A 25,528-nucleotide genomic window follows, 5' to 3' on the forward strand; every position below is an offset into this window, starting at 1 on the left:
CAAGGGAGCTGTATAGGCAGGAACCAGCACCGTGACGTGGGGTTCAGGTGTTGCCTGCTTCAAACATGCTAGGGCTGGCCAAGCCAGCATGAAATCTCCAATCTTGTCATTGCGGACCACTAAAATACGAGGTTGCGCAGTCTGGGGATGATTCATGAAGGCTCCTTGGGTGATAATGGTCAACCGTGTCAACGTCATGGCAGAGAGGTATTAGTGGCTCACCATATTATGCAGGTCTGTATGTCCAAAGGGTGGGGCGGACTGGAGATGTACCCGTCGCGTATTATGCCTGAATTGCAGCGCCTGGGAGTGGTGAACCATGGCCTTGCCATCGCCGGGTCGCGTGTCGCCAGCAGTATAGAGGGAACTGGGGCAAGTGTGTTCACGGTGCCGAGTAACGCCCGAGCACTCCTTTCACTACCCGCGTTGCTGGGTTACATAGACCGACACTGTATCGATATCGTGCACTGCCATAAGTCAAGTGACCTGCGTGTTGCGGCACTGCTCAGCCTCTTTCGTCCTCGCTTAAAGCTGTTTTTTACCGAGCATATGGGAGTGACACGGCCCAAGAAAGGTGTGTATCACCGTTTGGCCTATTCGCGGGTAACCAGAGTCTTTTCGATCAGTCGGGCGACCTATCAACGTAACAAGCAGGCATTGCCCGTCTCGGAGGCGCGCCTTCACTGCCTTGGGCTGGGCGTGAACGTGGATGCCTACCAAGGGGCGGTGCACGCCAAATCAGCGCTCGGCCTTCCTGAGGACGGATGTTTGATTGCACTGCCAGGACGTCTGACGCCCGGCAAAGGGCATGAGGTGTGGCTGGAAGCATTGGCATCGTTGGATCGCCAAGCGTTGTGGTATGGCTTGATCATTGGCGGTGTCACTGCCGATGAAGGGGCTGACGAATCATTTGTGGCGGCGATCAAGCAAAAGGTCGCAGCACTTGGTTTGCAAGAGCGCGTCCACTTTCTCGGATTTCGCCAGGACTTACCCGCGCTGCTCCAGGCCATCGATATCGCGTGTATCCCTTCGCGTAATGAAGCCTTTGGGCTGACCGTCATCGAGGCCATGGCTGCCCAATGTGCTGTCGTGGGGGCCAATAGCGGTGCTATCCCTGAATTGATAGACCAGCAAAGAGGTCGCCTGGCCGACCCGCTATCGGCTGAAGAGTGGTCCGTTGCCCTGAAAGAACTGATCGATGCGCCGGAGACCAGGCGGGTGCTGGGTGAAGAGGCGCGTCGATGGGTGGTCGCGCATATGGCGCTCGATGTGCACGCGAAAAAACTGCTGCGTGAATATCAACTGCCCGAGTGATAGCCCGCCACGATGTGAGTGTGCGGGCGTGCACTGGCAAACTTCACCACAGACCGTTCCAGCCGCTGCAAGTTGCCCGCTTGCCATTTGCCTGGCGGGCGCAGTCGGCAGCGGTCGAGATCGATGAGCCAGGGCTTGCCTGCTTCATCCACCAGAATGTTGCGGGCGTTGAGGTCCACGTGGTCCAGGCCTGCCTGGTGAAACCGCTTGATCATGGCGCCTACGCGCATCAACAGCGCCTCGTCTGCCTCTTCGGCGCTCAGTAAGGAGGCGAGCGCTCGGGCGCCCGGGATGCGTACGGTCAGCAGGGCCGCCTCATAGGTCAAACCGAACCGAGTGACGCAGCAGGCCACTGGGCGAGGCACGGGAAGCCCTTGCTCATACAGCGCGGCGGTCAAGCGCACTTCACGAAACGCTCGTGTGCGCTCTGCCCCCAGCCAGACATAGCGTTGCTTGCTGACCTTGGCGATGAGCCCGCCGCGCTGGTAAGGGCGCAGCACCCACTGCTCGTGGTCGCGTGCTTGCAGGAACAAACTGCTACCACGCCCCGGCGCTTCGCCGACTACCAGGCCTCGCGATTGCCAGTAATCTGCCTCGAATAGCACCGTGTTCAGTGGGTGAGTCGGGGAGGACAGTTGGTGTGATGCACAGGCGTCACTTAAACTGTCTGCATCATGTAGAATCAGCCCATTTTTCTGCCGGAGTGCCGCTAAGCGCATGAAGCCCTCTCTGCCTGCTCAACCAAACCATATTGCCATTTTGCGCCTCTCCGCGTTGGGAGACGTATGCAATCTCGTGCCCACGGTGCGGGCGCTGCAGCGTCAATGGCCGAACGCGCGCATTACCTGGATTATCGGCAAGGGGGAGCACAGTTTACTGGCCGGGCTTTCCGGGGTCGAGTTCGTCGTGTACGACAAATCGACGGGGCTCTCCGGTATGCGTGCTATCTGGCGCGAGCTGGCGGATACCCGCTTCGATGTGCTGCTGCATATGCAGCAGGCCATTCGCGCCAGCGTGCTCTCGCTCGGGCTTAAAGCCAATGTGCGCGTCGGCTATGACAAAGCCCGCGCCAAAGATGCTCAGCACTGGTTTACCCAACACCAGCTAGCGCCCCATGCCAACGCCCATGTGCTGGAGTCGTTCATGGATTTTGCGCGTCTGCTGGGCGTCGAAGACGACCGCCTAGAGTGGAATCTCGCGGTGCCCGCAGTGGCCTATGAGGAAGCCCGCGCTATTAGTGGCGATGCGCCTTATTTGGTGATTAACCCTTGTAGCAACGCGCGGTTGCGCAACTTCCGCAACTGGTCGGTGGAAGGCTACGCCAGCGTGATTGAACACGCGTGGGTGCAGCACGGTCTTAAGAGCGTACTCACCGGTGGCGGCAGCCCGCTTGAGCGGGAAATGGGTGACCATATCGAAGCGCTCTGCCAGTCAGGTAGCGTGATCAACGCCATTGGCGGCACCTCGTTGAAAGGCGTATTGGCGCTGATCGATAACGCCCGCGCGGTGATCGCCCCGGATACGGGGCCTGCGCATATGGGCAACGCCATGGGCACGCCGACGCTTGGCCTCTATGCCACCACCAACCCTCAGCGGGCCGCCCCCTACTTGTGGCGCGATTTTGCCGTCAATGCTTACCCCGATGCGGTACGCACCTACCTGCATAAATCGGTGGACGAGGTGAGCTGGGGACAGCGAGTACGCCATGCCGATGCCATGGACTTGATCAAGGCTGACGATGTGATTGCCAAGCTAGACGCGCTGTTGGCGCACACCGCAGCGCAGACCACAACAGGACCCTCGGATGAAAGTTGATTTAACCGCCCTGGAACATGCCCGCGTACTGGTGGTAGGCGACGTCATGCTCGACCGCTACTGGCACGGCGACACCTCGCGGATCTCCCCAGAAGCGCCGGTGCCCGTGGTACGCGTGGAAGATGCCGACGACCGCCCCGGTGGCGCAGCCAACGTAGCGCTCAACGTGGCGTCATTAGGCGGCCATGCGGCACTGGCGGGCGTGGTGGGCGAGGATGACAATGCCGAGCTGCTCACCAAACGCCTGGCTGCATCTGATGTAAGCACTCACTTTCAGCGCAGTGCCGAGATTCCCACGATCACCAAGCTGCGAGTGATGAGCCGTAACCAGCAGTTGCTGCGCTTGGACTTTGAGCAGCGCCTCGACAGTGTGGATACCAGCGGCCTGCTGACACAGGTTGAGCAAGCCCTGCCTGAGTGTGACGTGGTGATTTTATCGGACTACGGCAAGGGCACGCTCAACCAAGTGGAGCGGCTGATCGAGATGGCTCGCCACCACGGCAAGCGAGTGCTGATCGACCCCAAGGGCCAAGACTTCACCAAGTACCGGGGGGCCAGCTTGATTACCCCCAACTTAACCGAGTTTGAAGCCGTGGCGGGCCCATGCGCCACCGACGCCATACTGGCCGAGCGAGGCGAAGCGCTGCGTGCTGAACTTGAGTTAGAAGCGCTGCTGATTACCCGCAGTGAGAAGGGCATGACGCTGATTCGTGAAGGCCAAGCACCACTGCACCTGCCCACCCGTGCCCAGGAAGTGTTTGATGTCACGGGGGCCGGCGATACCGTGATTGGCCTGATGGGTCTGGCCCTGGCCGCTAACCATGCGCTGCCGGAAGCCATGATGTTGGCCAACTTGGGCGCGGGCCTGGTGGTGGCCAAGCCGGGTACCGCCACGCTCTCCATTGCCGAGCTTTACACCGCGCTGCATGGCGACAAGCTGGCCGAGTTCGGCGTGATCGAGCCAGCGCCTCTGGTCGATGCCGTTCGCGCTGCGCAGCTGCGCGGTGAGCGGGTGGTGATGACCAATGGCTGCTTCGATATTCTCCACGCAGGCCATGTGGCCTACCTGGAGCAGGCCAAGCGCCTGGGTGACCGGCTGGTCGTGGCGGTGAACGATGATGCGTCCATTGGCCGGTTGAAAGGGCCGAAGCGCCCCATCAACCCGTTGAACCGACGGATGCAAGTGCTGGCCGGGCTCGGTGCGGTGGATTGGGTGGTGCCGTTCAGTGACGACACGCCCGCCGCCCTGATTGAGCAAGTACTGCCGGATATCCTGGTTAAAGGCGGCGACTACCGCCCCGAGGATATCGCTGGAGGCAGCGCCGTGATTGCCAACGGTGGCGAGGTGAAAGTGCTGGGCTTTGAAGATGGCGTTTCCACCACGGCGATGATCAGCTCCATTCTGGACCGCGAAAGTTAATGGCAGCCCCCCGCTGGCCACGGCTGGCCTACTCAGCGGCGCTGTATGGCTTAGCGCCGCTGATTGGCTGGCGCATCTGGCGTGAGCAAGTGCCCACTTACTCACGGCTCCAGCGGCTGGGGTTGTGCCTCGAACCGCTGCCGCCCCCACCGCGCATTTGGTTGCACTGTGCCTCGGTAGGCGAGGTACGCGCTGCCCGCCCGCTGATCGAAGGGCTGCTGGCGCGCTTTCCCCACTATAGCCTGCTGTTGACCACCATGACCGCCACCGGTGCCCAGCAGGCGTTGGCGCTGATAGCAGAACAGGGCGCTACCGATCAGCCTCGTCTTGCCCACCGTTTGCTTCCGCTGGACTTTCCCGGCGCGGCCAAGCGCTTTGTGGCCCGCGTACAGCCTGAGCTTGCCATCCTGTTTGAAACCGAGCTGTGGCCCAATCTGCTTCACGCCTGCCACCGGCAGGCGGTGCCTGTTGCAGTGGTCAACGGCCGACTATCGCCCCGCGCGTTTGCCCGCTACCAGCGTCTTCGCCCGCTGATGCAGAGCGCGTTAGCCAACGTGACGTGGCTTGCCGCCAAATCGTCAGAGGACGCTGAGCGCTTTCAAGCACTGGGGTGTGCGGCTGAATCCACCACCGTGGTGGGGTCGCTGAAGTTTGAACAGGTACTGCCTGAAGAGGCGTTGGCGGAAAGTGAGCACTTACTTCAAGCTTGGGGAGAGCGACCCGTCTGGGTCGCGGGCTCGACCCGCGATGGGGAAGAAGCGCTGCTGCTTACGGCCCACCGGCAGTTGCTCAAACGCTTTCCAGACGCACTGCTGGTGCTGGTGCCTCGCCACCCTCAGCGCTTTGACGAGGTGGCGGCACTGTGCGAGCGCGAGGGCTGGAAGGTCAGTCGCCGTAGCCAGCAGCAACCCGTTACACCCGCCACCCAGATTTACCTGGGCGATACGCTGGGCGAGCTGGCGGCGCTGTACGGCGCGGGGAGCGTGGCCTATGTGGGTGGCAGCTTGGTGCCGCTGGGCGGGCATAATGTGTTGGAGCCTGCCGCACTGGGTAAGCCCGTGCTGTGTGGGCCGTCGCTGGAGAACTTCAGTGATGTTGCCGAGCCGCTGCTGGCGGCCAAGGCGCTGACCGTGGTTGATTCCCCAGAGGCGCTTGCAGGCACCTTGGCAGAGCATATCGCTTGCCCTCAGCGTGCTCGGCAGGCGGGTGAGGCAGGGCAGGCGGTGATCGAAGCCCATCGCGGGGCGTTGTCGCGCACCCTGGATGGGCTTGGCCGCTACTTATAGCGCCGTGCGCTCTACGCCATCAGTCTTGCCCAGCAGCAGTATGTCGGCGCCGCGTGCGGCAAACAGGCCGTTGGTAACCACGCCGACAATGGCATTAATGCGCGCTTCCATGGCGACCGGATCATCAATCATAAAATTAAAGCAGTCGATGATATGGTTGCCGTTATCGGTCACCACCCCTTGGCGATACACGGGCTCGGCTCCCAGCTTGACCAACTCCCGCGCCACGTAGGAGCGCGCCATGGGAATCACCTCCACCGGCAGCGGAAAGCGGCCTAGCTGTGCCACGTATTTGGAACCATCGGCGATACAGATGAAGCGTTTGGCGCAGGCGGCCACAATCTTTTCTCGGGTCAGCGCTGCGCCGCCGCCTTTGATCATATGTAAGTGAGCATTTACTTCGTCCGCACCATCGATGTAGAAAGGCACGTCGCCCACATGGTTCAGTTCAAATACCTCGATACCCAGGCCTTTCAGCCGTTCGGCACTGGCTTCTGAGCTGGCAACCGCTCCCTTGAACCGATCGCGCAGAGGGCCTAAACGGTCAATAAACAGATTGGCTGTCGAGCCAGTGCCAATGCCCAGCACCGTGTCTTTATCCAGGTGAGGCTCTATTTCGCGAATGGCGGCATCCGCCACGGCAGCTTTTAGTTCATCTTGTGTCATGATGGTTCCAGTATCAGGAGAGGCAGTCGCCCTTAGTATAACGACCTAATCGCTGGCTGCCGATGGAAACGCCGCTAGACGTTGCTAGGCGTAATCTGCTACCAATAAAGGTTTTGTTCGCACCCGTCAGGGTCACGTCATTTTTCTGGGATGTCAGCATGCTCGAAGCAACCGTCAAAAAGATCCTCCAAGCCCGCGTTTATGAAGCCGCTTGCGAGACGCCTATTTCTTCCGCTCCCTTTTTGTCGCGTCGTTTCAACAACCAGATTTTGATTAAACGCGAAGATTTGCAGCCAGTGTTCTCGTTCAAAATCCGCGGGGCCTACAACAAAATGGCCCAGTTGACCGATGAGCAGAAAGCCAAAGGCGTGATCGCTGCTTCGGCGGGCAACCACGCCCAGGGGTTAGCCATGGCGGCTAAGCTGATGGGCGTGAAAGCGGTGATTGTCATGCCGCGCATTACGCCGGACATCAAAGTGCAGGCGGTGCGTGCCCGTGGGGCGAAAGTGGTGCTAAAAGGTGATGCCTTTGCCGCCGCCGCCGAGCATGCCCAGGAGCTGATCAAAGAGCACGGCTACACCTATATTCCGCCGTTTGACGATATCGACGTAGTGGCAGGCCAAGGCACCATTGGCGTTGAGATTCTGCGCCAGCATAGTGGCCGGTTAGATGCGATTTTTATCCCCGTAGGCGGTGGCGGGCTGATTGCCGGGGTGGCTGCCTATGTGAAGTACCTTCGCCCGGATATCAAAATCATCGGTGTGGAAGCGGAGGATAGCGCCTGCTTGAAAGCTGCGCTGGAAGCCGGTGAGCGCGTGGTGCTGGACCAGGTGGGCGTCTTTGCCGAGGGTGTGGCGGTGGCGCAAATTGGCGAGGTGCCGTTCTCGCTGGTGCGTGACCTTGTTGACGATGTGATCACTGTTAACACCGATGAGATGTGTGCCGCGGTGAAAGATATTTTTGAAGATACCCGCGCCGTCGCTGAAACTTCGGGCGCACTCTCGTTAGCGGGCCTTAAAAAGTACGTGCAGCAAACTGGTGCAGAAGGCGAGACGCTGCTGTGTATTAACTCTGGCGCCAACACCAACTTCGACCGCTTGCAGCATATTGCCGAGCGCACCGAGTTGGGTGAGCAGCGCGAAGCCATTCTGGCCGTCACCATTGCAGAAAAACCCGGCAGCTTTAAGAAATTCTGTCGCACGCTGGGCAAGCGTATGGTCACCGAGTTTAGCTACCGCTACGCCGATGATAGCGAAGCGCATATCTTTGTGGGTGTGCAGGTCAAGCCTGGTGGGGAAGATCGCCAAGCAGTAATTGATAAACTGCGTGAGGGTGGTTATCAGGTAGAAGACTTAACCGATAACGAGTTGGCGAAACTGCATATTCGTCACTTAAGCGGTGGCCGCCCCAGCGAACGTTTTGAAGAGGAGCTTTATCGCTTCGAGTTTCCTGAGCGCCCTGGCGCATTGATGAACTTCTTAACTCAGCTGCCACACGACTGGAACATTTCGCTGTTTCACTATCGTAACCACGGGGCTGCCTATGGCCGCGTTCTGGTGGGCATGCAGGTGCCCAGTGAAGATCGTACCCATGTTGCGGAGTATTTAGACGCGATTGGCTACCGCTACTGGCAAGAGAGTGATAACCCCGCTTACCGGCTCTTTATGGCGTAACACTATGTAAGTGCTTACTAACGGTGCATGTCAGAGCTGCTAGGCAGAGAGGTGTTGTTGAAACGTTTAATTAAGGGGTTAAAATAGTGCTATTAGCAGTTGTCATTGAGCCCCTTATGGCCCTATAGTCGTGAGCGAAATTAGTGAAGTGGGTCATCTCCTCAAAATGAAAAACTTGGTGACGCACTAAGGGCATTTGGCAACTGTTAAACACGTTGGAGAAGAAGCATGCGGCGTAGAAAGCCTGATATGGTGATGGCGTTAACAGTGGTGTTTTTACTCGGCGTATTAGCCACTGGATATGCGCAAGCGCTGTCGGGGAGTTAACCAACGGTTAACAACAGCGCTAACGGTATCGACGCTGCACCTGCTAGGTGAATCAATAAAACGGGCTGATCATAGCGATCAGCCCGTTTTTGTTGGCCCTGCATTGGTTGGCCGTACAACAGCAGTATCGCTGACTACCGCGTTGAGCGGGATATCCCAGGGTTCGATTGGCAGGGCATCCACCTGTTGGCAGGCATGGGCCACGCCAATCAGCGTAGGTGCTGGCCCTGGGCGGCGCATAAACGCCAAACTACGGTCATAAAATCCGCCCCCCATGCCCATCCGGTTCGCGTGCTGATCAAACCCCACCAGCGGCACGATCAGTGTGCCCAGCGCCCACGCGGGCAGCCGGTTGCGGCGCTGGGCAGCAAAGCGCGGGCAGGGCTCGGCAATGCCAAAGCGGTTTTTGACCATAGGCGTGGTATCGCCGTAGGCCACAAACCAAAGGCTGTTATCGCTAAAAGGGCGTAGTACAGGCAAGTAGATCGCCACCCGGCGCTGGCGCAGCCAAGGAATTAACGGCGTGGGGTCGATCTCACCGTTGACCGGCAGATAAAGGCTGATCCGTTTGGCACGACGAATTTCTGGAAGCTGTTTTAGGCGTTGGCACAGGGCCAGAGCCGCCTGCTTTTGCTGTTCGGCGGTGAGAGTGCGGCGTCGGCGTTTTAATTCTCGACGTAGTGCAGGCTTATCGCTAGGCGTGGTGTGGGTCATAACGCGGTAGGCCATTAAAAGAGTGTTCCCCAGAATGCCGCTGTCGTTCTGGCCCTGAACCTACTGGTTCAGGTGGGTGGCCGCAGCCAAACCGTCAGGCTTTCCGACGCACGGACATGCACACGGGTCTGGCTAGCATTTGGCCCCCTGGGTACTGCGCATAGGCTCGAGGGACTATAACGACTGGCGTACACCCCAGAGAACACCGCTATCCTAACAGAGCCACCGCTAATGCCAAAGTATCGGTTGAAGATGTTGAAGGGCTTAAGGCTCTTTGCGCGGCCGAGTGCCCGCAAGTGCTCGCTCAAGCCGATCATTTAAGCGGTTGAGGTTGGCTTCTCCGGCGCGGTGCTCATCCAGCGCTTCCAGCAGCTCGTGGGTAATATTTAGCGCCGCCATAATCGCGATACGCTCGCTGCCCAGCACGCTGCTTTGGGCATGAATGCCGTGCATGGCGCGGTCCAAATAGCGAGCAGCGCGTTCAAGCTGGACTTCTTCGCCCGTGTCGCAGGCAATCATATAGCTGCGACCCAGTAGGGTGATCTCTTTCGTTGGCCGCTTTGCGTTACTCATCAATGGCTCCAGCACGGGCCAGCAAGGGGCCCGATGCGTTAACATCACTACATAGGAAGGATAGACGGGGTTCACTATAAGAGAGCCGCTTGTGCGGGGTCAACGCGCAGGCTCGCCCGCCTATCCTCGTGGTCTTATCTTTACACTGTATAAAGCGAGCATGAATCATGTCATTGATTGACGAGCGCCAGGACTTTTCTGACATAGCGGATGTATTTTTACGTCACGGTAGTATGCAGTCTCCTGCGTTTTTGGATGGACGGCTGTGCGGCTTATTGGCTCTGCGCGACGTGACCGCCGAGGCGTGGCTGGAAGAAGTGTGTCTCAGCTTGGGGGTAGAGCAACCCCGTGACCCGGCCAGTGCCGAGCGGCTGCTAGGCTGGCGTCGTCAAACCCTAGAAGCGCTGAGTGCCAGCGACCTGAACTACGCGCCATTACTTCCCGATGAGCTGTTCTCTTTGGCAGAACAGGCCCAAGGGCTGAAAGAGTGGACGCTTGGCTTTATGGAAGTAGTGGATGAGGTGGCCGATGACACCCTTCGGGAGCGTTGGTCGCAAACGCTGAAAGAAGCGATTGATGATCTGGAGGGCCTTGGCCAGATGGAGACCGACATCGACGATAGCACGGAAAACGAGAACGACCTGTTTGCTTTAACCGAGCATGCCCGAATGGCGGCCATGTTGCTGTACACCGAACAGCACCCGGGTAAGCCACAGGTAGAGCAAACCGACGCCCCCGTTCATTGAACCCACTTCACGCTTGCATAGGAGCCGTTATGCTCACGCCACTGCCTCGCCCTGCTGCTATTCAACCAGACGAGTATCGTCGGCGCCGAGAAGCGCTGATGGCACAGCTGCCAACCAGCGCCGCGCTGGTGGTGCCTGGGGCGTCGCTCGTCACCCGCTCCCACGACAGCGAATACCCTTTTCGCCAGCAGAGCGACTTCTACTATCTAACGGGCATTCAAGAGCCTGACGCGCTGCTGGTACTGCTACCAGGCCGCGCTGAAGGGCAAAGTGTAGTGTTCTGCCAAGACCGCGACCCCACCATGGAAGCCTGGACCGGCCGACGACTAGGAGCGCAGGGCGTTGTCAGCCTGCATGGTATCGACCAAGCGTTCGAGAACGCTGAGCGCAACGACCTGCTGGCAGAGCTGTTGGATGGCCGTGAGCTGCTCTATGCGCCGCTGGATAACCCCGACGCGGTTAGCATCGCTGAAGAGGCGCTTGCCCATGCCCAAGCGGGCATGCGCCGAGGCAAGCCCGCACTAAAAGGCTGGCTGGATAGCCGCCCACTGATTCACGAGATGCGCCTAATCAAAAGCTCCGCTGAAATTGCTTTGCTGCGTCACGCAGCAGCCATTTCAGCCCAGGCCCACGTACGCGCTATGCGCACCTGCCAAGCCGGGCTAAGTGAGTACCAGCTTCAGGCCGAGCTGGAGCACACTTTTGTGTGGCACGGCGCTAGCGGGCCTGCCTACGGCACGATTGTGGGCGGCGGCGCCAATGCCTGTGTGCTGCACTATATTGAGAACAGTGATGTGCTGGAGGAGGGCACGCTGGTACTGATTGACGCTGGTGCAGAGTTTGATCTCTATGCGGGCGACATCACACGCACCTTCCCGGTGAGTGGGCGCTTTAATGATGCTCAACGGGCGCTTTACCAAGTGGTGTTAGATGCCCAGGTGCGTGCGGTGGATGCCATTGCGCCTGGCGCTACGCTAGCGGATATCCATCAGGGCGTGGTGCATGACCTTACGGCTGGCCTGATTGAGCTGGGGCTTTTAGAGGGAGACGTTCAGGCGCGTATTGATGACGAAAGCTATCGGCGCTTTTACCTCCATTCCACTTCTCACTGGTTAGGGTTGGATGTACACGATGTGGGCACCTACCGCTTGGACGAAGCGACGCCTCGCCTGCTTGCCCCAGGCATGGTGCTTACCGTAGAACCTGGGCTCTATATCCCTGATGAAGACGATATTCCCGCTGCCTATCGCGGTATTGGCATTCGTATTGAAGATAACGTTGTGGTCACCGAACAGGGGCATGACATTCTCACTGATGGAGTGCCTAAGCAGATAGACGAAATAGAGCAGTTGATGGTTAAAAAATAACCAGCAAAAACGGTCTGTTTTTTTTGTTTATGTAAACTACGTTACGAAATTACGTTTAGCCAAGGTGCTTATAATGTAAGTGCGTTATATAAGCGCGTATTGTGATGAGGAGAAGCCAATGCATGGGGCAGAACAGGTAACGCCTGCACAGCAGCAGTCGCCCACCCATGACATCGTGATTGTGGGCGGTGGGCTGGTGGGTGCCAGCTTGGGCTGTGCATTGGCACCGCTGATTGAGCGCTATGGCTGGCGAGTCGCTATCATTGAGGCCAATGCGCTACCGCAGAGCGCCGAGGAAACGACGTGGCAGCCAAGCTTTGATGCCCGCGCCAGCGCCATTGCCGAAGGCTCGGCGCAGCGCTTTCGACAGCTAGGCGTGTGGGAAGCGATGCAGGTCGAGGCCACACCGATTAATCGTATTCATATCAGCGAGCGGGGCCGTTTGGGCGCGACGCGTCTTAATGCACAAGAGCTAGGCGTCGCTGCCTTGGGTCACGTGATACCCAACGCTTGGATGGGACGCGTGTTGCATCAGAAGCTGCAGCAATTACCCATTGAGTGGCACTGCCCAGCCACGGTGGCACAGATGACTCCCACGGCCAGCGGCCACCATTTGCGGCTTTCCGATGGCAGCGAGCTAACGGCCGCGCTGACCATTTTGGCCGATGGCGGCCGCTCGGGGCTGAAGGAACAGCTAGGGATTGCTAGCCGCCGTCACTCCTATGAGCAGACGGCGGTCATTGCCCATGTGGGCATTAGCCAGCCCCATCAAGGGATTGCTTACGAACGCTTTACCTCCGAGGGACCCATCGCGCTGCTGCCACTGCCGGGGCAGGCTATGGAGCTGGTCTGGACCCATGCCAGCGGTAGCGAGCAGGCACGATTATCGCTACCGGATCATGCCTTCTTGAGCCAGCTTCAGCAGGCGTTTGGCGACCGAGTCGGGCGCTTTACCCGCATTGGCCAGCGGTTTAGCTATCCGCTTTCGCTGGTCACCGCAGAAGAGCCTGTGCGCCCCGGCTTAGCCGTGCTGGGCAATGCGGCCCATGCGTTGCACCCGGTGGCTGGCCAGGGCTTCAATTTAGCGCTGCGTTCGGTGATGGATTTGGTTGAAGCGCTCTCCCAGGGTGCTCAGCAGCAGCGCTCCTTGGGAGATATGAACACGTTGCAGGCGTTTGAGCGCCGCCGCGCCCAAGACCGCGCCAATGTGATCCGCTTTAGTGACGGCTTAGTGCGGCTGTTTGGTTACTCATTGCCGCTGCTGTCCCACGCCCGTGGCGCTGGGTTGATCGGCCTTAATTTGATTGGCCCGCTGCGCCGTGGCTTGGCACGCCGCGCGATGGGCCTGGAGCGCTGACGCTCTTATCCAGTGCCCTCAATGACCCAAGCCAAGGAGTGTTATGACAACGCAATCACAAGCAGCTAAGCCGCCCGTCACGCGTTTCGATGCGGTAATTGTTGGCGCGGGTATGGTGGGCGCTGCGCTGGCCGGGCTACTGGCAGAAGCGGGAATGCAGGTGGCGCTGGTGGAAGCCAAGGCATCGCCGCTGCGCCTGGATGACGTCGCTGGCGAGATTCCCGCCCCCCGCGTTAGCGCGCTGACCCCGGTGTCCCAACGGCTGCTCACGCATTTGGGCGTATGGCCCGCCATGGCGGCGGCAAGGGTAACGCCTTACCGCTATATGCAGGTGTGGGATGCTGAGGGTAGTGGCCATATTCACTTCTCGGCGGACGAAGCGGGCACCGCCGTGCTCGGCCATATTGTAGAAAACGATGTCACACAGGCCGCGCTGAATCAGCAAGTTGCCAAGCAGCCGACCCTGACACGCTTCGATGGCGTCAGCGTATCGGCGCTACAGACGACTGCCAGCGGCCGCTGGCTGGTACTGGAGGACGGTAGCCAGCTACAAACGGCGCTGGTGATCGCTGCCGACGGCGCACGCTCTGTCTTGCGAGCGCTAGCAGGCATCTCGGTGGCGGAGGAGTCCATGGAGCAAGAGGCGGTTGTCACCACGGTGCGCTGCGCACAGTCCCACGGCGCTACCGCTCGCCAAGCCTTTATCGGTGGTCGTCCGCTGGCTTTCTTACCGCTCACTGTCAATGGAGATGATCGCTTCTGTTCCATTGTATGGTCTACAACGCCTGAGCATGCCAGTGAACTCACCGCTTACTCTGCTGAGGCACTGGGGAAGGCGCTTGGCGAGGCTTTTGACCATCGCCTGGGCGATGTCATGCCCGTGGATAGCGCCTATCGGTTTCCGCTGGTGCAACGCCACGCCCAGCATTATGTGCAGCCCAACTTTGCTCTAGTAGGCGATGCCGCCCATAGCATTCATCCGCTGGCCGGGCAGGGCGTTAATTTGGGATTAATGGACGCGGCGGTATTAGCCGAAGAGGTGGTGGCGGCATGGCACCGGGGTGCCCCTTGGGGTAGCTTGGCCACGCTGAGTCGCTATGAGCGCCGTCGGCGCTTGGATAACACGGCCATGCTGGGCTTAATGAAAGGCTTTAAGGTACTGTTTGGCAGCCATCAGCCAGTGTTTACGCTGGCGCGCAACCTGGGGATGAGTGGCATGAACCAGCTCGTGCCGCTTAAGCGTGTGGTGATGCGGCAGGCGACCGGAGAGCGGGGCCGCCTGCCGGCGTCGTGCCGCTAGCTAGTCGCGGCGGCGATCCACCACGTTCAGCGCTTTCAGCAGGTTAAGGGCTTCGCTGAGCTGGTAGTCGTCGCGCAGCCGCTGAGACATGGCGGCACGCTCGGGTGGCATGTCGCTTTGGCTACCGAGGTGTCCGTCCAGGTCCGCCTCACGAATGGCGCGTCGTGCCTCCGCCACTTCCAGGCGGCCACGTACCACCTCGACATCCGGCTCGATGCCTTGCGCCTGAATCGAGCGGCCATTCGGGGTGTAGTAAAGGGCGGTAGTGAGCTTCAAACCTTCGCCGTTGCCCAACGGCATGATCTGCTGTACCGAGCCCTTACCAAAGCTTTCAGTGCCCATGATGACGCCCCGGCGCTGGTCTTGCAGAGCGCCTGCGACAATTTCAGCCGCTGATGCGCTGCCGCTGTTGATTAGCACCACGAGCGGTATGTCGCCCGCCGGCGTATCCGGAGAGGCAGAAAACGACATTTCGGTATCCGAGAGTCGCCCTTCGGTATACACAATCAGCCCTTCATCCAGAAAGAGGTCCGTCACTCCGACCGCCGCCTGAAGAACGCCACCAGGGTTATTACGCAGATCCAGAATTAAACCTTCCAGCGGCTGATCGCGCATCATGCGCTCAATGGCTTGGCGCGCCTGTTCGGGAGTACGTGACTGAAACTGGCTGATACGCAGGTAGCCGTAGCCTGGCTCCAGCGTTTCATGTTTGACACTCTCACTGCGGATCACTTCGCGGGTGAGCGTGAACTCGCGGGGCGACTCTTCACCTGAGCGCAAAATAGTTAAACGCAGTGGCGTGCCGGGTTCGCCGCGCATTAAGTTGACGGCTTCCTGCAGCGATAGGCTATCGGTGGGGGTGCCATCGATGGCGACGATAATATCCTGAGACAGCAGGCCGGCCCGTGAAGCGGGCGTGTCATCAATGGGCGTGACGACCATCAGTTGGCCATTCTGGGTGCCCACTTCAATGCCGATACCGCCAAACTCGCCTTGGGCAGACTCTCGCAGGCTCTGATACTCCTCCTCGTCTAAATAGGCCGAGTGAGGGTCTAGCTCGTTGAGCATGCCGCGCATGGCATTGCGCAGTAAGGTGCGGTCATCCACTTCTTCTACATAGCCGCGTTTGATGCGCTCGAATACTTCCGCGAAGGTTTGTATCTCTTCTAGTGGCAGGTCGTCGGCAACGCTGTTCGCCGGTTGGGCTGCCAAGGGTAGCGGAGCAGCCAGCAGCGCGAGCGGAAGCAGGGTAGCCAAGAAGCGCTTGGCAGGGGCCGATACCTCGGTAACAGATAGCGTCATGCGGACTCCGCTAGGCGAAAGGCAGCGCCAGCCGCGCTGCTCAGGTTGAGACGTTCATCATAAAGCCACTATCACCAGCTTATCCCGTCAACGGCGCGCAATCCAACGTTGCGGATTAATTGGTTCGCCGCTGTGGCGCACCTCAAAGTAAAGCGAGGGGCTGGCTTGGCCGCCGCTACTGCCTACACGGCCAATTTCATCGCCACGGCTCACTTGCTGCCCCGGGCGGGCGCTGAACTGCTGCAAGTGGGCGTAGAGCGTCATGATCTGATCGCCATGGTCGATGATCAATAAGTTACCGAACCCTCGCATCCAGTCGGCAAACACCACACGGCCTGAATGAACCGCCGTGACTGCCGTGCCTTCGCTGGCCTGAATCACGATGCCGTTGTAGTGAACCCCGTTCCGCCGCTGAAAGCTGGCGGTGATGCTGCCTTGCACGGGCCAAGGCAAATCGCCTTGGGTGCGGGTAATGTGCGTGGTAGGTGTGGGCTCTGCCAGGCGCGCCAGTTCGGCCTGAATCGCGCGGAGCTGTTGCTCGGCCTGTTCGCGGCTCTGGCTGAGATCGGCCAGGCGGTCGGCTTCGCTCTCGTAACGATCATCCAGCGTGGTCACGACGCTGCGCCGCTCCTCGGTACGGCGGGCCAGCAGCGCGCTTTGCGCTTCCAGTTCGTCCGCCAGGGCATCCAGCCGGGTCTGGCGCTCGGCCAGCGCCTGCTCGGTATCCACAAGCGCGGTATCCAGACGGGCGATATCGGTCAAGCGCTGCTGGCGCGCCTGTGTTAGCCGGTTTAAGTAGGCCTGCATGCGGTCAAGTTCAGCGGGATCGCTTTGGTTGAGCAGCAACTTCAGCTGGGGCGTTGGCCCCAGCCGGTAAAGCGCGGCAAGCTGCTGACCTAGCGCGGCGTACTGGGCATCGCGTTCACCCTCTAAGCGTTCGCGGTGCTGGCGTAGCTGGGTGGTTTCATCGGCGAGCTGGCGTCGCTCGGCCTGTAGCTGGTCCAGCCGCTGGTGGGTCTGGGCCAGCTCTGTTTCCACCTCGCGTAGCTCGTGCTGGGCGCTGTTCCGCGCTTGGTCCGTGGCGCTCAGCCGCTTGGCCATGGCATCAATTTCTTGGCCGATGGCGTCAAGTTGCTCTCTGGCAGCCTGTTCGTCCTGTTGTGCCATCGCCGTTGATGAATAGCCCAGCGTTAGCAAGGCCGTCGCTAATAAGGCCGTTCGAGCTAGCCGTTGCCACATGGGCATTACTCGAAGCGCAGCAGCGGAGTTCCGGTCATCGCCTCAGGCTGTGGCTGATTCATCATGGTCAGCAGCGTGGGGGCAAGGTCACACAGGCGGCCATCTTCGAGCTGGGCGGCGCGCTCACCAACGTATACTAGCGGCACCACAAAGGTGGTGTGGGCAGTTTGCGGTGCACCGGTTTCCGGGTGAACCATCTGCTCGGCATTGCCGTGGTCGGCAGTGATCAGGCAGGCACCGCCCGCGCGCTCAATCGCTTCCACCACGCGGCCAACGCAAATATCGACGGTCTCAATCGCTTTCACGGCGGCGTCGAAATCCCCAGTGTGGCCTACCATGTCGCCATTGGCGTAGTTGCACACCATGAGATCGAAACGGCCGCTATCAATGGCTTCTACAAGCTTATCGGTAATCTCATAGGCGCTCATTTCCGGCTTTTCGTCGTAGGTTTTCACATCACGAGGCGACGGCACCAGGATGCGCTCTTCACCTTCGTACTCAGCTTCGTTACCGCCGGAGAAGAAGAACGTCACGTGGGGGTACTTCTCTGTTTCGGCAATCCGCAGTTGGGTGAGGCCGCGCTTAGCGACCACTTCGCCTAGGGTGTCGGTTAAGTCGGTAGGCGGAAACGCGGCTGGCGCGGCGATGTCCGCTGAGTATTGCGTCATCATGACCAAGCCATCACCGGCAAGCGTTGGGCGCGCACGGCGCTCAAAGCCGGTGAACTCTGCATCGGTGAAGGCGCGGGTCAGCTCGCGGGCGCGGTCGGAGCGGAAGTTTAGGAATATCGCTGCGTCGCCATCTTGTAATGTAATGGCGTTACCGTTAACCGGCACGCTGGTCGCCGCCACAAATTCGTCGGTTTCACCGCGCTGGTAGGCGTCGCGTAGTCCGCTTTCCGCGCTGGTGGCGGTGTAATCGGCGTGGCCGTCGGTGAGCAGGCGGTAGGCTTGCTCAACGCGCTCCCAGCGGTTGTCGCGGTCCATGGCGAAGAATCGGCCAATGATGGAAGCCACAAAACCGTTATCGGCACCGACCAGTTCTGAAAGGCGGGCGTTGGCGCGCTCGATAGACGCCAGTGCGCTTTGCGGCGGCATATCCCGCCCATCTAGAAAGGCATGCACGTAGATGCGCTGGGCACCGCGCCGCGCTGCCAGCTCGGCCATGGCGATAAAGTGGTCTTCGTGGCTGTGGACACCGCCTGGAGAGAGCAGGCCCAGCAGATGCACGGCACGGCCATTGGCGACTGCTGCGTCGATGGGCTTGGTGAGCACCTCGTTGGTATCCAGGTCGCCATCTTCAATGGCTTTGGTGATGCGCGTGAAGTCTTGGTAAACGATACGCCCGGCACCCAGGTTCATATGGCCGACTTCGGAGTTGCCCATCTGGCCGTCGGGTAGCCCCACATGACGGCCATCGGTATGCACGAAGGCGTGAGGGCGGTTAGCCCACAGTGCGTCCATCACTGGGGTATTGGCCGCAGCGACAGCGTTGTGGGCGTTGTCGGGGTTGTGGCCGTAGCCGTCTAGGATAATCAGCGCAACGGGGCGCGGTGCAGGTGTTGTCATTGAAAATTCCCTCGTATTTGAGTCAGCCAAGCGACATGAGGTGCAGTTTGAAACGCTGGTGAGGGCGGCTCAGCCAGTTTTCAGACAACACCTGATAATCGGGGTCGCGACAGGCGCGCGCTTGGGGCATCATAACGCAGGCAGCCGTCGGGCGTCATGGCCTGCGCGGTATGCCCTGTGACGTGTATACTTGTCGCGTTTCTGAGGGCGGTTAGGCCGCTTTTTTCTGCATAGACCAAGAGATTGTGTTCGCGATGATCGATCAGCTGTTCGAATTCGTAATGAACCACCCCCTCCTCGTGGGGGCATTTTTGCTGGTGCTCATAGCGTGGATTGTTTATGAAACGCGTAGCGCCTCCTCGAATGCGGTGTCCTCTACCCAGGCCACTCAGCTCATCAACCGCGAAGACGCGGTGGTGCTGGACATTCGTGAGAGCAAAGACTTCAAAGCCGGACATATCGCTGGCGCTCGCAACATTCCCCAAAGCAGCCTTGATAGCCGCATGAACGAGCTGGATAAAGTGAAAGCCCAGCCGATCATTGTGGTCTGCAAGCATGGCCAAAGTTCGGGCGCTGCCCAGGCAAAGCTGGAAAAAGCGGGCTTTGAACGGGCGATGAAGCTGCGCGGCGGCATGATGCAGTGGCAGGCCGATGGTCTTCCCGTAGTGAAGAAGTAAACGACGAAAGCGGCCTCTGGGCCGCACGCTTTTTTATTGAATGAATAACGAGGAGTCTCCCATGGCGGAAGATAACAACACCCCGCAGGCAGGTGCCGCAGAAGGCGAAAAGCCCCAGCTGAAATTCTCTTTACAGCGTATTTACGTGAAAGACATTTCCTTTGAAGCGCCGAACTCTCCTTCTGTGTTCAAGCAGGCGTTCAAGCCGAAGGTGAATCTGGACCTGAACACCACCAGCCAGAAAGTGGCCGACGACCAGTATGAAGTGGTCGTCAAAGTGACCGCGCAGGTCAACGACAGCGAAACTGGCACCACCTCGTTTTTGGCAGAAGTCGAGCAGGCGGGCCTGTTCCGTATTTCCGGCATCGAAGGCGCACAGCTTGAGCAAACGCTGGGTGCGTTCTGCCCTAACCTGCTGTTCCCGTACGCCCGTGAGTGTGTTGACAACCTGGTCAACCGTGGAGGTTTCCCGCCGCTGATGCTGGCGCCGGTCAACTTCGAAGCCATGTACGCCCAGCGCAAGCAGCGCGAAGCGCAGCAGGCAAGCCAAGCGGCTGAGAACACGCACTAAGCTATGTCGGGTTCGCTAAACGCCGCTGGTTGGATCGCGCTACACGGCAAAATGCCGCGTCTCTATGTGCCTGCTGAGCTGTCAGCGGGCGCTACCTTAACGCTACCTGAGGGCCCTGCTAAGCACGTTACCCGCGTGCTGCGCATGGGCGAAGGCGCGCCGCTGATCTTGTTTGATGGCGCAGGCCAAGAGGCGGGTGTTCGGCTGGCGGAGGTGGGGCGTAAGCACACCACTGTTACTGTTGAGGCGGTGTGGTCAGGCAGTGGCGAGTCGCCGCTGGCGGTGCATCTTGGGCAAGCGATTTCCAAGGGCGACCGCATGGATTACGCCATTCAAAAAGCCGTTGAGCTTGGTGTGGCGGCGATTACCCCGCTGTATACCGAGCGGGGCGATGTGCGTTTGAAAGGCGACCGCGAAGAGAAAAAGCTGGCGCACTGGCAGGCCGTGGCGGCCAGTGCCTGCGAACAGAGCGGCCGGGCAGTGGTGCCGCCTGTTCACCCTCCGCAGGCGTTAGGTGAGTGGCTGGCCGAGCGCCAAGAGCCGCTGCGCTTGATGCTGCACTTAGCGACAGGTAACGGCTTTGCTCAGCCAGAGCGTCCCGCGTCCGCCGCACTGTTGATTGGCCCAGAGGGCGGCTTAAGCGATACGGATATTCAGGCCGCTATCGCCAGCCACTTTACGCCACTGACGCTGGGGCCACGGGTGCTACGCACCGAAACGGCTCCTGTGGTCGCGCTCACGCTGCTGCAGCACCACTTCGGCGATTTGTAAGCGCTTACTATCAAACCGCTGCCGTGTTTGTTGCGGCGGCGGTTTTTTTGTACCCAGCGCTGGCGTCATTCGACGCCGCTTTGCCTTGCCTAGGCAAGGTACCATAATGAAGATCTACTTCTTGTAAGGACGGCACCCATGGTCCGTGAGTCACACTCCACCCCCCGATCCGCCAGCGATGCGACTGCCCAGCTGGGAGAAGTCGCTTACTTGACCGTGACGGCAGTGAACAGTACGGGCGCCTTTCTGCGTTGGGGCCAGCCCAAGGACGTGCTGCTGCCCTATAGCGAACAGCGTTTTCGCCCCGACCCCGGCAAACGAGTACTGGTGATGCTGTATAGCGATGACCAGGGGCGGCCGGTCGCTACCATGCGTCTTGACCGTTTTTTGACGGACGATGCCTGGGCGCTAGAGAAGGGCGACGAAGTCGATGTGGTGGTGGCCGACCGCACGGACTTAGGCATGAAAGTAGTGGTCAATCACCGCTACTGGGGGCTGATCTATCAGGATGATATTACCCAACCTCTGCGCCGTGGGCAGTCGCTGAAAGGCTTCGTGAAACAGCGCCGCGAGGATGGCCGAGTGGATATTTCACTGCTACCGCCCGGTGCGGCCCGCCTGGATGTGGTGGGTGATAAAGTGCTGAAAGCGCTGCGTGAGAGCGGCGGCTATCTGCCGCTGGGTGATAAAAGCTCGGCGCACGATATCAAAACCCGCTTGGGAGTTAGCAAGAGCGCTTTTAAGCAGGCGATTGGCCGTCTCTATAAACAGCAGTTGATCACCCTGGCGCCGGATGCGATCCGCCTAGTGCCCGGTGCGCTCTCCGATACGTCGGATCAATAGCCGCGGTTGGAGCCGTGCCTGCAGTGCGGCATACTGATGACTTATTGATCCTGCATGGACTGTATTTCGATGAGCCAATCAACGTTGCATCTCGGTGTGGTGATGGATCCCATCAGCGACATCGCGTACAAGAAAGACACCACCTTAGCCATGCTGTGGGCCGCTCAAGAGCGCGGCTATACGCTGCACTACATGGAGCAGGACGACCTGTTCTTACAGGCGGGCAAAGCCTACGCGCGGATGCGTCCACTCACCGTGTACCGTAACCCAGAGCACTGGTACGACCTAGGCGAGGCGACTCAGCGTCCGTTGGCCGAGCTGGATGTTGTACTGATGCGGAAAGACCCGCCGGTGGATGCGGAGTTTATTAACGCGGTGCATCTACTGGGCTTTGCCGAGCGCGAGGGCGTGCTGGTGGTTAACCCCACTGCTGCGCTGTTGCAGTGTAATGAGAAGCTATTTGCCCAGCAGTTTCCCCAGTGCTGCGCGCCGACGGTTGTGGCGAGCCGTGATGATGTACTGCGCGCCTTTCATGCCGAGCACGGCGATGTGATTTTCAAGCCACTCGACGGCATGGGTGGCACGGGCATTTTTCATATCGGCCCCGATGGCCGCAATATTGGCGCGGTGATTGAGCAACTGACGCTGCGTGGCCAGCGCCAAATCATGGCTCAGCGCTACCTGCCGGAAATCAAGGATGGCGATACGCGGATTCTTTTGGTCGATGGCGAGCCGGTGCCGTTTGGCCTAGCGCGAATCCCTTCGGCGGGCGAAACCCGCGGCAATCTAGCCGCAGGCGGTCGCGGTGTGAGCCGCGAACTAACCGAGCGCGACCACTGGTTGATCCAGCAGGTGCAGCCAATGATTCGCGAGAAAGGCCTGATGTTTGTCGGCCTGGATGTCATCGGTGATTACATTACCGAGATCAACGTCACAAGCCCCACCTGTGTCCGTGAGATCGACGATCAACGCGGCACCGATATTTCCGGAATGCTGTTAGACGCTATCGAACGTCGCTTGGCCTAATCGGTGAACGTTCTATTCGCCAAATGACGTAAGGCTTGCCGAGTTATCGGCAAGCCGTAGGAGACGCATGCAAAGCTTAAAACACCACTTTTTGATGGCGCTGCCCCACATGGAAGACCCTAATTTCACGGGCAGCCTGATTTATTTATGTGACCATGACCACAATGGCTGTATGGGCGTGATTGCCAACCGCCCGCTGGAAATTACCCTGGATGCGCTGTTTGAGCAGCTCTCACTCGGCGGCGACGACAGCCCCCACCGCAATGCGCCGGTCTACTACGGCGGCCCCATGCATAAAGATCGCGGCTTTATTCTTCACGTTGGCGACAGCCAGGCGTGGGACTCCAGCGTCCAGGTGGAAGATGGCATTGCGCTCACTACCTCCATGGATATTCTCCAAGCGCTGGCGGATGGCACTGGCCCCGAACACTTTCTGGTGTGCTTAGGCTGCGCAGGCTGGGAAGTGGGTCAGTTAGAGGATGAGCTGAAAGAGAACGCCTGGCTAACGGTAGAGGGCCAAAGCAACGTGCTGTTTGATACGCCTCCAGCCGAGCGTCTTACGGCCGCTGCCGGTATTCTCGGGATTGATTTAAACCTAATGACGCGCAACGCAGGGCATGCATAAGCGTGCGGTTGGATGAGGCGTAAGTGGGATGGCAGATAACGGGCAGCGCCTGATCTTGGCGTTTGATTTTGGAACGCGGCGCATTGGCGTCGCCGTGGGTAACGAGCTGCTGCACAGTGCGCGGGAGCTGACGCCGCTGCCCGCGCGTGACGGCATTCCTGACTGGAACGTGGTCACACGCCTTATTGAAGAGTGGCAGCCAGATCTGTTCGTCGTCGGCTTGCCGCTCAATATGGATGGAACTGAGTCGCTTATGAGTACCCGGGCGCGTAAGTTCGGCAATCGCCTGCATGGCCGCTACGGCAAACCCTGTGAGATGGTCGATGAGCGTGGCTCGACTCAAGAAGCCAAGCGGATTGCCCACACGGCGGGCCACCGAGGTAACTACCGAGAAGAGAGCGTAGACGGTATTGCCGCGGTGTTAATTTTGGAAGGTTGGTTCGCCCACCAGGAAGGCCTTCCCGGCGGACGGAGCGCTTACTAATCCACCGCCGTATTAACGGTCCAGGGTGCCAGTTTGGGAAGGCACGAACCAGCGGACCGGGCGCAGGTCTTTCTCAATCAGGTCATCCACTTTTAGCAGCGTGGCAAAAATCGCCATCCGCATGGGGATACCATTATCGGTTTGGCGGAAAATCGCCAGCCGCGGATCGCCGTTCAAATCGACGTTCAAATCATTAGCGCCTGGGCGGCTATCTCGGGGAAGCGGGTGCATCACGATCGTGCTTTGGCTACAGCGCTGGTCAAGAAAATCACGGTTGACCATAAAGTCGTCAGAAAGCCCCTGGAAACTCTCGTTCATTTCATCCGTAAAGCGCTCTTTCTGAATGCGGGTGGTGTACACCACATCCAAATCGGCAAAGTCACTGGCCAGTGAGTCGCGTTGCTCAATGCGATGCCCGCGAGAAGCCACTAGATCAATTAAGTAAGAAGGCATCTCCAGCCCTGGTGGCGACACCAGCGTAATACGCAGCGGGTCATAGAGTGACAGCAGCTTAATCAGCGAATGCACCGTGCGACCGTATTTCAAATCACCGGTCAGCAGAATATGCGCCCCGCTTAAGCGTTTGCCTAATCGCTGAAACTCCTTATCAATCGTATAAAGGTCCAGCAGGGCTTGGCTTGGGTGCTCGCCTGGGCCATCGCCACCATTAATGACGGGCACATGGGTGGCGGCGGCGAATTCGGCTACCGAACCTTGGTCTGGGTGACGCATCACAATCGCATCGCAGTAGCCGCTCATTACACGGCTGGTGTCGTAAAGCGACTCGCCCTTGGCCATGGACGAGAAGGTAAAGCCTGTGGTGTCGCACACGCTTCCCCCCAGCCGGCAGAACGCGGCATTAAAGCTCACCCGTGTGCGAGTGCTCGCTTCAAAAAACAGGTTGCCCAACACTGCACCTTCCAACACCCGCGTGACTTGGCGGCGGCTAGCAATCGGCTCCATGCGTGCCGCCACGCGTAACAAGTGATCAACGCTCTCGCGGCTTAATGAATCGACAGTTAATAGGTGCTGGCTCATCATGGACCTCATCTTTAGTGGGCGTGGGTGAAGGTGGCAGTTATATAAAGTGCTAAGTGTAACCGCCAAACTAGACGTGCCGAAGCGGTTTCCATTGCTCTATAGAAGAGGGCAGATAAGGAGGCAGAGACTTTTTTCGACTATTTGATAATTAGCTCTTGCCAACCCGGCCGCGAATCCGTAAAGTACGCATCCGCTGCCGGGGACGCCAAGCGTTACCAGCGGTGAAGGAGGTTGAAAAACCTCTGGTTTGTCAGGAAGTTAGAGCCGTCTTGTTGTTGTTTAGATCACTCGCTTCACTCGCTAAAACAGCGGTTGACAAACACCAGGAAATGCGTAGAATACGCCTTCCTCGCTGAGGCAACACGGTTCAGGTCATCGAGCCAGTACAGCACAGCGAACTTAAGAAAGTTGCTCTTTAACAATTTGATCAGGTAATTCATGTGGGCGCTTGCCGGTGAGGGTGATAAATCACCAATTATCAAGGCAAGCGCACAAGAAAGATGTTCACATCTTTCGAATTCGTTTGAACCTTGAGCCAAGTTTGATCCGCTTTTGTCGCTTTCGAGTGACACGTAAGGATCACAATGATTTTAAACTGAAGAGTTTGATCATGGCTCAGATTGAACGCTGGCGGCAGGCCTAACACATGCAAGTCGAGCGGTAACAGATCCAGCTTGCTGGATGCTGACGAGCGGCGGACGGGTGAGTAATGCATAGGAATCTGCCCGATAGTGGGGGATAACCTGGGGAAACCCAGGCTAATACCGCATACGTCCTACGGGAGAAAGGGGGCTCCGGCTCCCGCTATGGGATGAGCCCTATG

Annotated in this window: 24 protein-coding genes, 1 rRNA gene and 1 other RNA gene; 17 read left to right on the forward strand and 9 right to left on the reverse strand. The window is 59.0% G+C overall.

The genetic code is table 11. The features are described 5' to 3' along the window. Positions 1–213 precede the first annotated feature (213 nt). The gene (locus tag A3220_RS12715) at positions 214–1,314 is read left to right on the forward strand and encodes a glycosyltransferase family 4 protein (protein ID WP_054641228.1); all 1,101 of its coding nucleotides are present in this window, start codon (positions 214–216) and stop codon (positions 1,312–1,314) included. Here A3220_RS12715 and A3220_RS12720 read toward each other — a convergent pair. Beyond that, positions 1,299–2,033 carry a 3-deoxy-D-manno-octulosonic acid kinase gene (locus A3220_RS12720; protein WP_062375146.1) on the reverse strand — a complete coding sequence of 245 codons (735 nt, stop codon included), beginning with the start codon at positions 2,031–2,033 and terminating at the stop codon, positions 1,299–1,301. The genes A3220_RS12715 and A3220_RS12720 overlap by 16 nt on opposite strands. Between A3220_RS12720 and A3220_RS12725 the strand changes: the two genes are divergently transcribed. The 3 genes from A3220_RS12725 to waaA are packed head-to-tail and all read left to right on the forward strand — an operon-like array spanning position 2,032 to position 5,835. Continuing rightward, a complete protein-coding gene (locus tag A3220_RS12725; protein ID WP_062375148.1) occupies positions 2,032–3,129 on the forward strand; it encodes a glycosyltransferase family 9 protein in 1,098 nt (365 codons plus the stop codon). The genes A3220_RS12720 and A3220_RS12725 overlap by 2 nt on opposite strands. After that, on the forward strand, positions 3,119–4,549 hold the full coding sequence (gene hldE, locus A3220_RS12730; RefSeq protein WP_062375150.1) for a bifunctional D-glycero-beta-D-manno-heptose-7-phosphate kinase/D-glycero-beta-D-manno-heptose 1-phosphate adenylyltransferase HldE: 1,431 nt from the start codon (positions 3,119–3,121) through the stop codon (positions 4,547–4,549). Before A3220_RS12725 ends, hldE begins: the two co-directional genes overlap by 11 nt. Beyond that, a complete protein-coding gene (gene waaA, locus A3220_RS12735) occupies positions 4,549–5,835 on the forward strand; it encodes a lipid IV(A) 3-deoxy-D-manno-octulosonic acid transferase (RefSeq protein ID WP_062375152.1) in 1,287 nt (428 codons plus the stop codon). The genes hldE and waaA overlap by 1 nt, the downstream gene beginning before the upstream one ends. Here waaA and rpiA read toward each other — a convergent pair. Beyond that, positions 5,830–6,501 (reverse strand): ribose-5-phosphate isomerase RpiA, encoded by a 672-nt coding sequence (rpiA, locus tag A3220_RS12740; RefSeq protein WP_062375153.1) that lies wholly within the window; start codon positions 6,499–6,501, stop codon positions 5,830–5,832. The genes waaA and rpiA overlap by 6 nt on opposite strands. Before the next feature lie 158 nt (positions 6,502–6,659). On the opposite strand from rpiA, the gene ilvA reads away from it, so the two are divergent. Further along, a complete protein-coding gene (gene ilvA / locus A3220_RS12745) occupies positions 6,660–8,174 on the forward strand; it encodes a threonine ammonia-lyase, biosynthetic (protein ID WP_062361494.1) in 1,515 nt (504 codons plus the stop codon). A 405-nt stretch (positions 8,175–8,579) separates the two neighbouring features. Here the strand turns inward: ilvA and A3220_RS12750 are convergent, their stop codons facing one another. The 3 genes from A3220_RS12750 to A3220_RS12760 form a co-directional block, all read right to left on the reverse strand. Further along, complete coding sequence (locus A3220_RS12750) at positions 8,580–9,230, reverse strand: 5-formyltetrahydrofolate cyclo-ligase (protein ID WP_252860471.1); 651 nt, start codon at positions 9,228–9,230, stop codon at positions 8,580–8,582. A gap of 7 nt (positions 9,231–9,237) precedes the next feature. Then, positions 9,238–9,420: non-coding RNA, 6S RNA (gene ssrS / locus A3220_RS12755), on the reverse strand. A gap of 59 nt (positions 9,421–9,479) precedes the next feature. After that, positions 9,480–9,788 (reverse strand): cell division protein ZapA, encoded by a 309-nt coding sequence (locus tag A3220_RS12760; RefSeq protein WP_044628546.1) that lies wholly within the window; start codon positions 9,786–9,788, stop codon positions 9,480–9,482. Positions 9,789–9,955: 167 nt separating this feature from the next. On the opposite strand from A3220_RS12760, the gene A3220_RS12765 reads away from it, so the two are divergent. From A3220_RS12765 to A3220_RS12780, 4 genes are all read left to right on the forward strand, one after another. Continuing rightward, positions 9,956–10,534, forward strand: coding sequence for a YecA family protein (locus A3220_RS12765; protein WP_062375155.1), 579 nt, complete (start codon positions 9,956–9,958; stop codon positions 10,532–10,534). A 29-nt stretch (positions 10,535–10,563) separates the two neighbouring features. Further along, on the forward strand, positions 10,564–11,901 hold the full coding sequence (gene pepP, locus A3220_RS12770) for a Xaa-Pro aminopeptidase (protein WP_062375156.1): 1,338 nt from the start codon (positions 10,564–10,566) through the stop codon (positions 11,899–11,901). Between the two features lie 118 nt (positions 11,902–12,019). After that, entirely contained in the window at positions 12,020–13,258 is a 1,239-nt protein-coding gene (ubiH, locus tag A3220_RS12775; RefSeq protein ID WP_062375158.1) for a 2-octaprenyl-6-methoxyphenyl hydroxylase, read from the forward strand. A 43-nt stretch (positions 13,259–13,301) separates the two neighbouring features. Further along, entirely contained in the window at positions 13,302–14,558 is a 1,257-nt protein-coding gene (locus tag A3220_RS12780; RefSeq protein ID WP_062375160.1) for a UbiH/UbiF/VisC/COQ6 family ubiquinone biosynthesis hydroxylase, read from the forward strand. On the opposite strand, the gene A3220_RS12785 is transcribed toward A3220_RS12780, so the two are convergent. From A3220_RS12785 to gpmI, 3 genes are all read right to left on the reverse strand, one after another. Continuing rightward, positions 14,559–15,860 (reverse strand): S41 family peptidase, encoded by a 1,302-nt coding sequence (locus tag A3220_RS12785; protein ID WP_062375161.1) that lies wholly within the window; start codon positions 15,858–15,860, stop codon positions 14,559–14,561. It abuts the gene before it with no gap. 87 nt (positions 15,861–15,947) lie between these two features. Further along, positions 15,948–17,105, reverse strand: a complete 1,158-nt coding sequence (locus A3220_RS12790) for a peptidoglycan DD-metalloendopeptidase family protein (RefSeq protein WP_062375163.1) — start codon at positions 17,103–17,105, stop codon at positions 15,948–15,950. Beyond that, the gene (gpmI, locus tag A3220_RS12795) at positions 17,105–18,667 is read right to left on the reverse strand and encodes a 2,3-bisphosphoglycerate-independent phosphoglycerate mutase (protein WP_062375165.1); all 1,563 of its coding nucleotides are present in this window, start codon (positions 18,665–18,667) and stop codon (positions 17,105–17,107) included. The genes A3220_RS12790 and gpmI overlap by 1 nt, the downstream gene beginning before the upstream one ends. Positions 18,668–18,921: 254 nt before the next feature. On the opposite strand from gpmI, the gene A3220_RS12800 reads away from it, so the two are divergent. The 7 genes from A3220_RS12800 to ruvX all read left to right on the forward strand — a co-directional run bounded on the left by A3220_RS12800 (position 18,922) and on the right by ruvX (position 23,664). After that, positions 18,922–19,344 (forward strand): rhodanese-like domain-containing protein, encoded by a 423-nt coding sequence (locus A3220_RS12800; protein WP_044628538.1) that lies wholly within the window; start codon positions 18,922–18,924, stop codon positions 19,342–19,344. Between the two features lie 61 nt (positions 19,345–19,405). Continuing rightward, positions 19,406–19,915 (forward strand): protein-export chaperone SecB, encoded by a 510-nt coding sequence (secB, locus tag A3220_RS12805; RefSeq protein WP_044628537.1) that lies wholly within the window; start codon positions 19,406–19,408, stop codon positions 19,913–19,915. A 3-nt stretch (positions 19,916–19,918) separates the two neighbouring features. After that, positions 19,919–20,686 (forward strand): 16S rRNA (uracil(1498)-N(3))-methyltransferase, encoded by a 768-nt coding sequence (locus A3220_RS12810; protein ID WP_062375167.1) that lies wholly within the window; start codon positions 19,919–19,921, stop codon positions 20,684–20,686. 138 nt (positions 20,687–20,824) lie between these two features. Then, positions 20,825–21,529, forward strand: coding sequence for a S1-like domain-containing RNA-binding protein (locus tag A3220_RS12815; RefSeq protein WP_044628535.1), 705 nt, complete (start codon positions 20,825–20,827; stop codon positions 21,527–21,529). A gap of 69 nt (positions 21,530–21,598) precedes the next feature. Further along, the gene (gene gshB / locus A3220_RS12820) at positions 21,599–22,555 is read left to right on the forward strand and encodes a glutathione synthase (RefSeq protein ID WP_062375169.1); all 957 of its coding nucleotides are present in this window, start codon (positions 21,599–21,601) and stop codon (positions 22,553–22,555) included. 67 nt (positions 22,556–22,622) lie between these two features. Beyond that, positions 22,623–23,180 carry a YqgE/AlgH family protein gene (locus A3220_RS12825; RefSeq protein ID WP_054641227.1) on the forward strand — a complete coding sequence of 186 codons (558 nt, stop codon included), beginning with the start codon at positions 22,623–22,625 and terminating at the stop codon, positions 23,178–23,180. A gap of 28 nt (positions 23,181–23,208) precedes the next feature. Then, positions 23,209–23,664, forward strand: a complete 456-nt coding sequence (gene ruvX / locus A3220_RS12830; protein ID WP_044628532.1) for a Holliday junction resolvase RuvX — start codon at positions 23,209–23,211, stop codon at positions 23,662–23,664. A gap of 12 nt (positions 23,665–23,676) precedes the next feature. Here the strand turns inward: ruvX and A3220_RS12835 are convergent, their stop codons facing one another. Further along, positions 23,677–24,702 carry an aspartate carbamoyltransferase gene (locus A3220_RS12835; RefSeq protein WP_044628642.1) on the reverse strand — a complete coding sequence of 342 codons (1,026 nt, stop codon included), beginning with the start codon at positions 24,700–24,702 and terminating at the stop codon, positions 23,677–23,679. A 595-nt stretch (positions 24,703–25,297) separates the two neighbouring features. On the opposite strand from A3220_RS12835, the gene A3220_RS12840 reads away from it, so the two are divergent. Continuing rightward, positions 25,298–25,528, forward strand: a 16S ribosomal RNA gene (locus A3220_RS12840); the annotation flags it as partial.

This window comes from Halomonas sp. KX33721, from assembly GCF_001596805.1.
Lineage (GTDB): Bacteria > Pseudomonadota > Gammaproteobacteria > Pseudomonadales > Halomonadaceae > Vreelandella > Vreelandella aquamarina.

Coding starts and splice junctions, on each gene's coding strand:
- A3220_RS12725 (WP_062375148.1), top strand. CDS start 2,032: ATGAAGCCCTCTCTGCCTGCTCAACCAAACCATATTGCCATTTTGCGC.
- A3220_RS12720 (WP_062375146.1), bottom strand. CDS start 2,033: ATGCGCTTAGCGGCACTCCGGCAGAAAAATGGGCTGATTCTACATGAT.
- hldE (WP_062375150.1), top strand. CDS start 3,119: ATGAAAGTTGATTTAACCGCCCTGGAACATGCCCGCGTACTGGTGGTA.
- waaA (WP_062375152.1), top strand. CDS start 4,549: ATGGCAGCCCCCCGCTGGCCACGGCTGGCCTACTCAGCGGCGCTGTAT.
- rpiA (WP_062375153.1), bottom strand. CDS start 6,501: ATGACACAAGATGAACTAAAAGCTGCCGTGGCGGATGCCGCCATTCGC.
- ilvA (WP_062361494.1), top strand. CDS start 6,660: ATGCTCGAAGCAACCGTCAAAAAGATCCTCCAAGCCCGCGTTTATGAA.
- A3220_RS12750 (WP_252860471.1), bottom strand. CDS start 9,230: ATGGCCTACCGCGTTATGACCCACACCACGCCTAGCGATAAGCCTGCA.
- A3220_RS12760 (WP_044628546.1), bottom strand. CDS start 9,788: ATGAGTAACGCAAAGCGGCCAACGAAAGAGATCACCCTACTGGGTCGC.
- A3220_RS12765 (WP_062375155.1), top strand. CDS start 9,956: ATGTCATTGATTGACGAGCGCCAGGACTTTTCTGACATAGCGGATGTA.
- pepP (WP_062375156.1), top strand. CDS start 10,564: ATGCTCACGCCACTGCCTCGCCCTGCTGCTATTCAACCAGACGAGTAT.
- ubiH (WP_062375158.1), top strand. CDS start 12,020: ATGCATGGGGCAGAACAGGTAACGCCTGCACAGCAGCAGTCGCCCACC.
- A3220_RS12780 (WP_062375160.1), top strand. CDS start 13,302: ATGACAACGCAATCACAAGCAGCTAAGCCGCCCGTCACGCGTTTCGAT.
- A3220_RS12785 (WP_062375161.1), bottom strand. CDS start 15,860: ATGACGCTATCTGTTACCGAGGTATCGGCCCCTGCCAAGCGCTTCTTG.
- A3220_RS12790 (WP_062375163.1), bottom strand. CDS start 17,105: ATGCCCATGTGGCAACGGCTAGCTCGAACGGCCTTATTAGCGACGGCC.
- gpmI (WP_062375165.1), bottom strand. CDS start 18,667: ATGACAACACCTGCACCGCGCCCCGTTGCGCTGATTATCCTAGACGGC.
- A3220_RS12800 (WP_044628538.1), top strand. CDS start 18,922: ATGATCGATCAGCTGTTCGAATTCGTAATGAACCACCCCCTCCTCGTG.
- secB (WP_044628537.1), top strand. CDS start 19,406: ATGGCGGAAGATAACAACACCCCGCAGGCAGGTGCCGCAGAAGGCGAA.
- A3220_RS12810 (WP_062375167.1), top strand. CDS start 19,919: ATGTCGGGTTCGCTAAACGCCGCTGGTTGGATCGCGCTACACGGCAAA.
- A3220_RS12815 (WP_044628535.1), top strand. CDS start 20,825: ATGGTCCGTGAGTCACACTCCACCCCCCGATCCGCCAGCGATGCGACT.
- gshB (WP_062375169.1), top strand. CDS start 21,599: ATGAGCCAATCAACGTTGCATCTCGGTGTGGTGATGGATCCCATCAGC.
- A3220_RS12825 (WP_054641227.1), top strand. CDS start 22,623: ATGCAAAGCTTAAAACACCACTTTTTGATGGCGCTGCCCCACATGGAA.
- ruvX (WP_044628532.1), top strand. CDS start 23,209: ATGGCAGATAACGGGCAGCGCCTGATCTTGGCGTTTGATTTTGGAACG.
- A3220_RS12835 (WP_044628642.1), bottom strand. CDS start 24,702: ATGAGCCAGCACCTATTAACTGTCGATTCATTAAGCCGCGAGAGCGTT.